Origin of the sequence: Parabacteroides sp. AF18-52 (genome assembly GCF_003479145.1) — a bacterium.
Lineage (GTDB): Bacteria > Bacteroidota > Bacteroidia > Bacteroidales > Tannerellaceae > Parabacteroides > Parabacteroides faecis.
On record NZ_QUGR01000005.1, the window covers coordinates 57,788 to 70,457 of the forward strand.

The 12,670-nt window shown below is 46.6% G+C and carries 8 protein-coding genes; 3 read left to right on the top strand and 5 right to left on the bottom strand.

All coding sequences use genetic code 11. The features are described 5' to 3' along the window. Nucleotides 1–181: 181 nt before the first annotated feature. The 5 genes from DWX23_RS10375 to DWX23_RS10395 all read right to left on the bottom strand — a co-directional run bounded on the left by DWX23_RS10375 (nucleotide 182) and on the right by DWX23_RS10395 (nucleotide 7,317). A complete protein-coding gene (locus DWX23_RS10375; protein ID WP_122351569.1) occupies nucleotides 182–1,576 on the bottom strand; it encodes an ABC transporter permease in 1,395 nt (464 codons plus the stop codon). A gap of 15 nt (nucleotides 1,577–1,591) precedes the next feature. Further along, complete coding sequence (locus tag DWX23_RS10380; RefSeq protein ID WP_122374453.1) at nucleotides 1,592–3,127, bottom strand: ABC transporter permease subunit; 1,536 nt, start codon at nucleotides 3,125–3,127, stop codon at nucleotides 1,592–1,594. A 30-nt stretch (nucleotides 3,128–3,157) separates the two neighbouring features. Beyond that, nucleotides 3,158–3,877 (bottom strand): ABC transporter ATP-binding protein, encoded by a 720-nt coding sequence (locus DWX23_RS10385; RefSeq protein WP_122351571.1) that lies wholly within the window; start codon nucleotides 3,875–3,877, stop codon nucleotides 3,158–3,160. 287 nt (nucleotides 3,878–4,164) lie between these two features. After that, nucleotides 4,165–5,580 carry an NEW3 domain-containing protein gene (locus DWX23_RS10390; RefSeq protein WP_233564238.1) on the bottom strand — a complete coding sequence of 472 codons (1,416 nt, stop codon included), beginning with the start codon at nucleotides 5,578–5,580 and terminating at the stop codon, nucleotides 4,165–4,167. 222 nt (nucleotides 5,581–5,802) lie between these two features. After that, a complete protein-coding gene (locus tag DWX23_RS10395) occupies nucleotides 5,803–7,317 on the bottom strand; it encodes a TolC family protein (RefSeq protein ID WP_122374454.1) in 1,515 nt (504 codons plus the stop codon). 298 nt (nucleotides 7,318–7,615) lie between these two features. On the opposite strand from DWX23_RS10395, the gene DWX23_RS10400 reads away from it, so the two are divergent. The 3 genes from DWX23_RS10400 (at nucleotide 7,616) to DWX23_RS10410 (ending at nucleotide 12,620) form a co-directional block, all read left to right on the top strand. Continuing rightward, on the top strand, nucleotides 7,616–9,910 hold the full coding sequence (locus DWX23_RS10400; RefSeq protein ID WP_122374455.1) for a GH92 family glycosyl hydrolase: 2,295 nt from the start codon (nucleotides 7,616–7,618) through the stop codon (nucleotides 9,908–9,910). A 95-nt stretch (nucleotides 9,911–10,005) separates the two neighbouring features. After that, nucleotides 10,006–11,250 (top strand): GAF domain-containing sensor histidine kinase, encoded by a 1,245-nt coding sequence (locus DWX23_RS10405; protein ID WP_122351575.1) that lies wholly within the window; start codon nucleotides 10,006–10,008, stop codon nucleotides 11,248–11,250. Beyond that, entirely contained in the window at nucleotides 11,247–12,620 is a 1,374-nt protein-coding gene (locus tag DWX23_RS10410) for a sigma-54 dependent transcriptional regulator (protein WP_122374456.1), read from the top strand. Before DWX23_RS10405 ends, DWX23_RS10410 begins: the two co-directional genes overlap by 4 nt. Nucleotides 12,621–12,670 lie beyond the last annotated feature (50 nt).

Genomic DNA, 12,670 nt, shown 5'->3' on the forward strand with positions numbered 1-12,670 from the left:
CCAGACATGTCCGATAGTGGACAGTTGCCCGGTTTTGCTTATTGTATATCCGGCAACGCCATTTATATTGCAAATGGCGTGCCAAAATATACAAACACCTATTTATCAAACACATAAACATTATACACAAATCCTAATATGTCCAATTATTAGACACTGATGTACAAAATTTAGACAGTTATTACCTTACATCATATCTTGTAAAGAAATAAAAACAAGCCATAAACAGGACAGCAATTGTTATTATCATAGCAATCAGGTATCCGCTGATAAATTCGATACGCTGGCCGAACGATGCAATCTGTTCCTGATATTGCGGAATCTGGTCTACAGCGACGGACTTTTTACTGGTTGAATAATCTTCATAAGGATTATACCAGTGCGGACTACCTGAATCATTCGCATCTATATCTTTAAACCATTGCAGGAACCGTTCCTGAAAAGCATGCAGGTCATTCCAGTTCTTCTGAAAACGCAGGTAACCGCCTCCCAGGAAAGCTTCATTCATATAATCGAACTGGGCAATCGGCGAAAGCAACGTAAAATTACGGGTCTGCTCGAACTGACGGAACTGCTGCAAATAATAGGCATCATTAAACTTTTTATCGTTATTCATCAGGTTTGTCTGGTTCTTTGCACGTAACTCATGGCGAGGGAAAAACGCATCGCCACCATTGGACGACCAACTGCCCGGAGGCGCATTACGATTAATGTCGTCACTCGCTTCCCGGCGCTTACGGTCTACCTCTTCTGAAGCCGGTATGCCGAATAGTTTTTTTGCCCAGAACACAGATGTATTAGGAATAATAACCGCAGCAAACAACCAAAAGCAAAGAGATATGAGCAGACTGATATTGGAATAACGCGTTACGACCGACGATAACAGACCGAATACTGCGAAAGTAGTGATAAACAACAGACTGATCAACACAAACCCGCCCGTCTCCATCAAAAAGCTTCCGTTCAGCTGCACCTGTCCCGAAACAGCCAGAATAAGCAAACTGATTATTATACCGACCAACTCCATCATTCCCACGATCGTAACGATACTGAGCAATTTACTGCACAGGAAAGTACGCCGCGGCACAGCATTGGAAAAGACCAGTGCCAACGTCCTCTCCTCCTTCTCGCCCGATATCGCATCAAAAGCAAAAAGCAACGTGATAAAACTCAGAAACATAGAGACGATAAACGACCAGCTCAGGCTGTCCCCACGGCTTAATAACGGATTGTTGCTATCGTGACGCACCGAATAACCGAACACATTGTAAGCACTATATTCGATACGGTTAGGCAAATAGCTCTCTTTACAATCTGCAATTACACTGTTTTCACGCGGAGAAGTCACAAAACTACTCGGTTGAGTCGCTACCTTCGACACATTCTCGGCACGTTTAGCCAATGACTCCTGTTGAGCCTGGTTGTATTTGGCGTAATTATCGTGCATACCTTTAAAAGAAGAAACAAATGAAACACTTCCCAAACTAAAGACTAGCACAACAATTACAAAAGAAACCTGAAAACGCAGACTATATAAGTAGTTCTGCAATTCCCGTATATATAAAGTTGTAAACATAACTGTAATTATTTATTATCTGACATCATATTTCATAAACGACACGATTGTTCCGACCAACAATACGATCGCCAACCCCAGCAAGGCACATAAGCGTCCCAATGCATCGCCCAAAGCAGCAGAAAGTGCTACCGGCTGAGGGACATAACGAGGTACACCGCTGGTATCCAGATATGGAAATTCACTGTTTCCCCTTTCATATCTCCTATGGGCATCTTGATCTCCTGCATCCAATTCGGCACGGGTAGGAAAATCCTCCAGTTTCTGTCCCGTAAAGTAAGAGATAGATTCAAACAACTTATGATCCTTGAAATAAGTAATAAGGCTCTCCCGGTAATTGCGAAGACTCTCCATATATTTCAGGAAACTATTCGCATTGGTATGACACAAAGCATCTGTTGCCTGGCCAAACAATTCGGAAGGAGACAACCAGGCAATAACCTGTTGCAAATGTTGCTGCCGCATCAGTCCATCCAGGTAATCGCGTTGCAAAGCCCACTTCTTATCCGCATTATTCAACATGACAGGGGTTGACCAAATCTGCATTTGCTGATGGAATAAGGGAGTTTCGCGCGGTCCTCCTGCCAGTTCCAGATATTCCACACCATCTCCATTACAATTATTATAACTCAACCCACGCATATTGACCCGTTGGGCTGCACGCGGCCATTCTTCCCCATATTCTTTATAATACGTGTCATCATAATTATTCATCGCTGCCTGTACATTATCATACAGAGGTGCTTTAGAGATACTCTGAGAAAGATAAGTGGCAATATTAGGCATGAGGAAAAGAAACCAGATCCAGCACAGCAAGCTAATGATGATGGATGATGACGAATGCGTGACCCTGCTGGAGATAAACATACCCAACAAAAGAAATACCATCATATAAATAACAGATGTCAGGAAAAGCAATGCCACTCCGCCCCAATCGGATGCAGAAAAGGATATTCCCGGATTGACCACGATAATCAGGCAGGCCAACAGATAACAGAACAACAATATAGGAAGCAATATCAGCAACAGTCCCAACAACTTACCCATCAGGAAGGAAATACGGCTCACCTGTCCGGTAAATGTCAGTTTCATCGTCCCGTCTTCCCGTTCGCGGGTGATGGCATCGTACGAAAAGACAAGTGCCAACAACGAAATAAGGATAGCAATTACCTTTGAAAAGTCTATCGAGAAGAAGGCATTCAACGACGGATTATCACGGGTAATCGTATGGCCCGAAGGAAACAACGGATATTCCCAGAAGGCGATCTTTACCTTGTTTCCCACATTCGTCATTATACCCGTACTAAAAATACTCAGAGGTTCAGGCTCCTGTACGATGGTAGGACGTACCGCCGACCACACCCGGCTCTCTTTCAATTCCCGATCCGCCTGCGCCTGTTCGATCTTATAGACGCGAACCTGGTTCTCGTAATTATCCACACTGACGATGATCGTAAACGGGATCACCAGGAGGCAGAGCACAAACCCTATAATAAACCTGACTGACAACAAGTTCAGCAGGAAATCTTTCTTTGCTATTAACCAAATCATATTATTTATCGTATTAGACAGTTTGTACTCTTATTCTAAAATAGCTTCCTGCATATAATCCAGATAGATCCGTTCCAGATCATCCTGAAGGAACTCTTCCCGGCTACGGAGCATGACAAGACGCCCTTCCTTCATAATACCGACACGGTCGGCCACCGCTTTGGCACGGAAGAGGTCGTGGGTGCACATCAGGATACTTTTACCGGCATTGCGCAGGTTGATCAATATCTGCATCAGCTCGGCAGCACTCTTGGGATCGAGTCCGGTAGTCGGTTCGTCCATGACGATGTTGTTGGCATCTTTGATGATAGCGATGGCAAGACCTACTTTCTGGCGCATACCTTTGGAGAAGGTTTTCAACTTGCGTTCGAAGGCTTCTTCCTGAAGTCCGACACGGCGCATGACGTTATAATAATCGTCTTTTGTCAGATTCGTCTTCCCTCCCAGGCGGGCAAAGAAATCGAGATTCTGACGGGCGGTGAAGTTACCGTACAGCATGACGTTTTCAGAAACGAAAGCGACATGATTCTTGGTTTCCAACGGATTCTCCATCACGTCGATACCGTCGATCAGGGCATGGCCCGAAGTCGGTTCGATAAAGTTCAGGAAGATATTGATGGAGGTGGTCTTTCCGGCACCGTTAGCTCCCAACAGGAAGAAAATTTCTCCCGGTTTAATTTCCAGATTCAAGGCATCCAAAGCCAGGTTGCCGTCTTCGTATCTCTTTGTTAAATCGATTGCTTGTAACATAGTGTTCTTATTTATATTGTTATTATTATTTTATTTCTACTTAAGTGACTTAACCATTACAGGTTCATTTGCCGTCGGTTTTAACCGACGGTTTACAAATTGTTTCTCTTCTTCGGCTTTAGCCACATTCCTCTTAAATAGAGAGACTGTTTAAAATAGGACTAAAGTCCAAGAGATAGATCATTTACCAGTCCGTCAGCTAAAGCAGACGGCAAATAAACCTGTAACCAAGCATGTCCCATTTATAATTGATGCCCTATGCCCGGATAGGCTCAAATCTTTATAACTTACCGTTTACTAAGCTTCATCCCGAACCAGACAATTCCGCCTACAAAGCCAATTAGCAACAGGATTAAGAAGATTGTTCCGAAGATAGATGTAGCGGCGTTAACCTGGATGCGGACTGTCTTATCCTCTGTATCCACCTTGCGGTTATCCGCCATGGCTTCCGTCTTGATCTTTACTTCCTGGGCACCTACTCCACCGTCTTTCGGCGGGATGATGGTTACCTGTACGGTCATTTCCTTTTCCGGTTCCAGACTGCTGATCACATCCGGTTCGATGCGGGTATCCCAACCCAAAGGCCTCTCGGCAGTCAGCTTGATGTTATCCAGGCGACGGCTACCACCGTTACGTACGGTCACATCCATTGTCACTTCTTTTCCTACGGTTGTTTCGTGGTAGAGGTTGTTTGCACGCACTTCGATCTTTCCTTTTCCGCGAGGGATGATCTCCAGATTTTCGTTACCGGCCTTCTCGCCGTTAGAGGCAGAAACAGTCTGAACCTGGAACTTGATCGGTTTGTCAATCACTACTTGCTGGTCGTCGCGGTCAGGTAAATATACCTGCAAAGATAACTTCTTTATGTTTACGCCCTGCGCAAATTTGATCTGGGTCACTTTACTTTCTCCGTCCATAAAGTCGTAAGTGATCTGACGCGGCAGGTCGAGTACTTCCAAACGATATACATCGTCCGAAGTAGAGAAGCGTTCGAGTGTCAGATCATACGTGGCCTTACTGCTCAGGTCCGCTTCCTGGCTGAACTGCATGGAGGAAATATCGATCACATTCACACTGGCATCTTTCTTCAGATAGATATTCTTCTCATCCTTGCGGTTATTGTAGTTCAACGACACCGTAAGGTTCTCCGCATCTTTCAGCAATTCAAAATCGGCAGTCGCCACCTTTCCCAGTTCGATAAACGGCACACGGTACTCGTACGGCGAACCGATAATCGTCTTCGATTCGTTATCGACCAGCGATACATATATATTATATATTTTACCGGAACGCATCTCGGGCGTAAAAACATCGAAATGTTCTTTGAACTGGCTCAGATACTCTTCATTCCCTTCCAGCGCACTTTTCAGGGTGATCTTTACCTTGCGTTCGCCACGCTGGTCTTGATATTTCACGGCACGTTCCACCGTGATGTAACTCTGTTGCGAGATCAGCTTCAGGATCAGCTTCTGATAATCCACTTCCTTACTCAGCAGCTCATTCTTCGAACGGTTGAAATCATTAGCGGAGATGGCTTTCTCATTATACAACTTCGTGTCGTTCTGAAACTTCTGTTTCGCTACTTCATAGTCGGCACGTGTCTTCTTCAGGTCGAGTAACAAGGCTGCTTCGCTGTCACCTTCCGCCCGGACGGTAAAGGGCATCAGTAAAATGACCAGCAGTACCGTGATAAAACTTTTCATGTGTTCGTTCATTTGTTCTTCTTATTATTAGTTATTTCAATTTCGTTCCTAAGTTTCTTTTAATTTCCTGCAATGGAAACTGGAGTTTCTTCGGCAGGAAACTGTAATTTCCTCCGCAGGAAACCGGAGTTCCCCAGGCAGGAAACTGGAGTTTCCAAAGCAGGAAACTACGAGGAAACTGTATTCAATTATATATCATACTACTAACTAAAAACAGCTTTCCTACGATTCAGGCAGGAAACTGCGGTTATGTTCAAAGTCATACATCGTCTTACGGTTCAGGTCAGCTACCGATAAGCGGTAAGTGATATAACTGTCGATGTAAGCCAACTGCACCTGCGAAAGACGCTCCTGTTCGATGGAAAGTTCCTGGCTCGTCATATCGCCGTTTTCAAAACGCATCTGGCTGATCCGGTAACTCTGTATGGCAACCTCCTGGTTCCGGCGGTTGATGCGGTAACGCTTCTCGGCCTCATACACGCTACGGACAATCTCACGTATCTCCTGTTCGATAGTACGTTCGGTATTGTCAAGATCCAGTTTGCGTTGTTTCAGGCGGACTTGTTCGCGGCGGACCTGATTTCTGGCACGTCCCCAGTCCAGAAGCGGATAAGAGACAGTCAGGGCAATCCCACGGTTTGCAGGACGGTCGCGCATATTGTCAAACGAAGAACCGACCAGCTGACCGACCGTACCGTCGCTGCGCGTACTTAATCCGGTAAAATCATAGTAAGCGGATATATTCCCCTTAAACTCCCGTTCCCGTTTAGCACGTTTCACTTCGATGGCCTGCAACTCGATATCGAGATTGTTTTCCTTGATCTCCATACGGTTGCGCAATGCCTCGTCGATGGCCTGCTGCATATCGACAATAAAAGCCTCGAACTCCATCTCTGCTTTCAAATCGATCTCCTCCCCGAGAGGTAAACCGATCAATAGCTTAAATTGGTCTTTAGCAGTAGATAGCTTTCCTTCGCTCTCCATTACACGGGCCTCGTCCTGCGCTACGGTAATCTCGGCAATCAACATTTCCCCTTCGGGAAGATTACCCGTTTCCTGTTTCAGCTTGGTGATGCGATAAGCCTCACGGGAATTGACCAAACGGTCCTGGTTGATCTTATGTTCGTACGCCAGTTTATATACAGTATAAAAGCTCTCCGTTACATTATATACTATATTCATCTGCACACGGGTGAAATAACAGGTACTTTTCTTATAATCCAGTTCCGCCACCTTCATATTCTCTTTCAGCTTATTGGCTGTAAAGATGGGCTGGTTGAAAGAGAGGGCGAAACGGCTGTACACCTGGTCGCGTTCCAGTTCCTCATAATCCTGTTGTGAAAGCGTAGTCCGGTAATTCTCCCAATACATTTTAGAGCTGAGGGCAAAATTACCTCCGGTGGGTAATACATAGGTAAAGTTCAGATTCCCTCCCACCTGCAGGGAACCGGTGGAGTTATAAACCGGCAGACCGTTGGCTTGCGAGATTTCCGTCAGCCCTTCCGTCCATGAAGGCGTAAAGAAATCGAAATTAAGCAACGGTTTGAACTGTGCCTTTGTGTAAAGATAAGAATAGCGGGTGGCATCCATGTCTTCCTTATAATATTTCACCGTATAACTCTCACCCAATGCGATACGAATCGCTTCATCGTAAGTAATCATCCGGGGCGTTTCCGTTTCAGCATGCCCTGCCAAAGCAAATCCCATTAACAGAGATACCAGTAATTTTCTTTTCATACTATATCGAATTAAGTCTTTCCGGGTAATAGATTACCCAATTATCTTCTTTTATTTATATATTCACATATAGTAAGGCAAACGGCGTGCCAAAATCATAACAGACTGATTATACGCGCCTCGCTGAAATGGGTAAGATTTTACTCATGGGTAACCGCCTTTATCTTTACCCAAATTGGGTAATTATTTACCCATTTGCTATACATCAGAAGATAATACAACCTATTCATCAGAAAGTTATAATCCTAAATAAGAGAAAACTCATACCTTTGCCTATCTGAAATAAATAAGTAATGCCATGAATATAAGAAAAGTAGCACGTAACATATTCTTATCTCTCACGTTCCTTACCACGCTGGCTTCTGCAACGGCCAAAGAACCTGTCGACTACGTGGATATGTTTATCGGAACATCCAACTCCCGGTGGATGCTGGGGCCTTATGCCCAGGAGCCGTTCGGGATGGTACAACTCGGACCGGACAATCAGGGAAATGTCTGGATGGGCGGATACGAATACGCCATCAACAGCATTTCCGGTTTCAGCCATCTGCATGCCTGGACAATGGGCGGACTGATGATTATGCCGACAACAGCCGATCTAGCCCTGTCGAATCCGTCTTCCGACTCTCCCTACAAGGGAGCAAACGCAGGGTATCATTCCCGTATCCTGAAAGAAACGGAAAAGGCTTCGCCGGGATATTATTCCGTTTATTTATACGACCATGAAGTGAAAGCCGAACTTTCCGCCACTACTCGTTGCGGTATCCACCGGTACACCTTTCCCGAAAGAAAGGAGTCAAGGATATTGATAGACCTTCTGTTCCCTACCGAATGGGATTACGGATTCAGCGTAAAAGATGCCTGCATCACCCGGGTAAGCGACACGGAGTTGGAAGGTTATGCCGACTGCCAATCCGGATCATGGAGCAGGTGGAATGATTATAAGCTGCATTTCATCATTCGCTTCAGTAAACCGTTTTCCCGGCTGAACGGCTGGAATGAGGGGAAAGAAGTCGATGATATACAAGCCATCTCCGGCAAAAACGACATCGGAGTCTATGCCCTTTACACTACGAAAGAAGGAGAAAGCATCACCGTCTCTACCGGCCTGTCGCTGGTCAGCATCGAGCAAGCCCGTTTAAATATGGAAGCGGAACTGGCTCCCCTAGAATATGACTTCGACCGTGTAGCAGCGCAAACCCGTACCAAATGGAACAAACTGCTTGGGAAAATAGAGATAGAAGGACAGAACGAAGTGGATAAAACAAAGTTCTATACCAACCTCTACCGCGCTTATGCCGGAAAACAAACCTGGAACGATGTGAACGGCCAATACCGCGATGCCTGCGAAAACGTACAGCAACTGGATCACGGCAATATGTACGGTGGCGATGCTTTCTGGAACAGTTTCTGGAACCTGAACGGCCTTTGGTCGATCATCTCCCCTCGCATCGTTGACGATTGGGTAACCACCCAGCTCGAAATGTTCAAACACACGGGATGGACAAGCAAAGGTCCGGCAGGCTTGGAATATTCGGGGATCATGGAAGGTTCGCACGAAACTGCGCTGATGGTGGCGGCTTACCAGAAAGGGATACGCAAAGACGGAGAAGACATTTACAAAGCCGTCATAAAAAATGTAACGGAGACGGGTATCAACCATCCCTGCGGCGGTAGTTGCGGCAATCCTTTACTGGATGTTTACATTAAGTATGGTTATATGCCGATGGAAATGGGCGTTGTATCCAAAACACTCGATTATGCTTACGACGACTGGTGCGTCGCCCAGCTTGCCTTTGCCCTCGGAAAGAAAAAAGAGGGAAAAGCATTGCTGGCACGTTCCATGAACTATAAGAATGTATTTCATCCGGAGAAGAAGTTTGTCATGCAGCGGGACAGTCTCGGCAATTGGGATCCCGACTTCAACGTATTCTCCAACAATGGGTTTATCGAAGGGAACAGCTGGCAATACTCCTGGTATGTACCGCATGATATTCCGGGATTGGTCGATCTGCTGGGGAAAGATCTTTTCAACAGCCGCCTGGAAGAAGGTTTTATCAAATCGGAAAAGCATAAGTTCGCTGCTCACGTCTTCGACCGTACGATGGGGCAGGCAGCCGAATTTTATATCAACCAGGGGAATGAGGTCAATATGTGTACGCCGTTCCTGTTCAACTATTCCGGCAAACCGTGGCTGGCACAGAAATGGTCGCGTGCCATCCTGGATAGTTTCTACGGTTCGACTCCCTATCATGGCTGGGAAGGTGATGAAGACGAAGGACAGATGGGCGGCTGGTATGTGATGAGTGCCCTCGGCCTGTTCGAAATGAACGGAGGTGCTTCCCTACGGCCGGAACTGGAACTGACCAGTCCGCTCTTCAACAAAGTAACCATCCATCTGGATCCGGATTATTATAAAGGGAAGACTTTCACGATCGAAGCCCGTAACAACTCAAAAGAAAATATCTATATCCAGAAAGCATACCTGAACGGCAAAGAATTGAAACAGCCGCGAATCCCCTTTACCGCAATAACTGCCGGCGGGGTACTTTTACTCGAAATGGGCGATAAACCGGGGTATACATGCTTCTGAAACAGCTCCATGTTGCCGGACGAAATCATTATTCTATGTAACCGTCCGGCAAATTCATCTGTTTTTTATACTTTTGTACAAAGATCAGAAACAACATGCCACTATTCAGAAAGAACGAACGACCCGCGCAACCCAATCTGGAACAATTGCTTTCAGAGTTCAACCAGTCACTTACGTTGATTGTCGACAAACAATTGCTTATCGGCAACATCGCCGCCAAAGTGAAACAAATATGCCCTGTCGAGAGTATCTATATTTTCCTTCTGGATGAGAACACCGGGAAATACAAACAACAGAACGAAGCAAAGAACAAACCGGTGACCCTGACCAAACGAAGCCGCCTGACCAGCTGGCTATCGGTAAACGAAAAACATCTGACCGTGTCCGAACATCCGGATATCATCGCTTACTTCCCTCCGGAAGAACAGGAAATAGTACGTCAACTGGGCGCAGAACTGATCTTCCCGCTAAAGGTGATGAACCAGATAAACGGAACGATCTTTATCGGAAAGAAAACCGACGGAACCGTTTTCACCCCACAGGAACTGAAATTGCTTTCCATCCTGATCAACCAGGCGACTTTTGCCATCGAACATGCTTCGCTGTACGAGATACAGACCGAACGCCTGAAAAAGATGTACCGCACAGATCGTCTGGCAACTTTGGGAGAACTGGCTGCCGGTGCCGCCCATGAGATACGGAACCCGCTGACAGCCATCCGCAGTACGATCCAGTATCTGAGTAAGGATTTCAATGCCGACCCGACCAAAAAAGAGATGATGGATGAACTGATCTCGGAAGTGGAACGTATCAATAAGATCGTACAAGGCTTGCTGTCGTTCGCCCGTCCGTCGGAGTTGAACACATCGGAGGTAAACATCGAGCAACTGATCAACCAGACGCTTTTGCTGGTGACAAACACTTTACGTAAACAGGATATCGAAGTAGAGTTCGAATACTTCACCGACAATACGACCCTACAGGCTGACACGGAACAACTGAAACAGGTCTTCCTGAACATTATTCTAAATGCAGTCGAGGCCATGAGCAAAAATTCTTCCGGCCACTCGCGTACATTAATAATAAGTATAGAAAAGGGAGCACCGATCAATACGCATTCCCGTTATCTGATCGTCTCGTTCGAGGATACCGGAAAAGGGATCGAACAGAAAGACATCGAGAATGTATTCAACCCGTTCTTCACGACAAAAGAAGAAGGGACCGGATTAGGATTAGCCATTTGCTACGGCATCGTGAAACGCCATGAAGGCGAGATCGAGGTAAAAAGTACGCCGGGCAAAGGCACTTGCATAAACATAAAACTACCGCAACGTATATGAAAGCAAAAATAGTAGTAGCCGACGATGAGCCGCGCATCCGTAAAATGATCGCCCGCCTGCTGACAGACGAGGGATACGAAGTCATGCCCGTCGAAAACGGACGGGAAGCGGTAGAGGCACTTCTCTCCTTCCACCCCGATGTGATCTTGCTGGACCAGCAGATGCCGGTACTGACAGGTGTGGAAGCATTGGAAGAGATCAAACGTATTTCCCCCAACCAGGTCGTCCTGTTCGTTACGGCCTTCGGTTCCATCTCCCTGGCCGTCGATGCCGTTAAGAAAGGAGCTTACGATTTTATCGAAAAGCCGTTCGATAACGACAAGCTGGTGCTCACTGTAGGCCGTGCCGTTGAACACAGCCGGATGAAAGGTGAACTATCGACGCTGAAGAAGACACTGGGAGAGAAACAAAGCTCCGTTATCGGAGAAAATACCGGACTCAGGCAAACCATGATACAGGTCCGCCGGGTAGCTGAAACGAATGCCACCGTCCTGATCCACGGAGAAAGCGGTACAGGTAAAGAACTGATCGCCCGTGCCATCCATACCAATAGCCTGCGTGCTAACGGCCCGTTCGTTGCCATCAACTGCGGAGCTATTCCGCTTACATTGATGGAAAGTGAACTGTTCGGCCATGAACGGGGTGCCTTTACGGATGCCAAAGAGGCCAAGGCTGGAACTTTCGAGCAGGCAGACGGCGGAACTCTTTTCCTGGATGAAATAGGCGAACTGCCTTTGGATGCCCAGGTGAAACTACTCCGCGTATTGGAAGAACGAAAAATCACCCGTATAGGAGGGAAGAAGGCAATCCCCGTAGATGTCCGTATCGTAGCAGCTACCAACCGCAACCTGGACGATGAAGTGAAAGACGGCCGTTTCCGTCTCGACCTTCTCTACCGCCTGAACGTTTTTACCCTTATCCTCCCGCCACTTCGCGAACGGAAAGAGGACATTCCGCTGCTGACCAATTTCTTTATCCGCAAATATAACCGGACATTGAGCCTCGACGTACAATCCATTACACCGGAAGCCGTGAAGTTGCTCGGCTCTTACGGCTGGCCCGGCAATGTCCGCGACCTCGAGAATGCCGTACAAAGTGCCATGATACTGTGTACCGACGGTACGATCCGTCCCGAACACCTGCCCGACCGGGTGAAAGGATACGAACTGGCAGAGGAACAATCCGTAGCAGGAAGCGGCGGAAACAGTATCCGGGAGATCAATGCGCAAATAGAAAAAGAACTGATACTCGAAACGCTCCGGAAACATAGTTTCAACCGGACACTGACTGCCGAAGCACTCAATATCAGCCGGAAAACACTATTCAACAAAATGAAACGGTACGGACTGGATTCAGCAACAGACAAGTGATAACAGGATAATTAACAAGCGATAACCGACTATTGGAAGTCGGCAAGCGA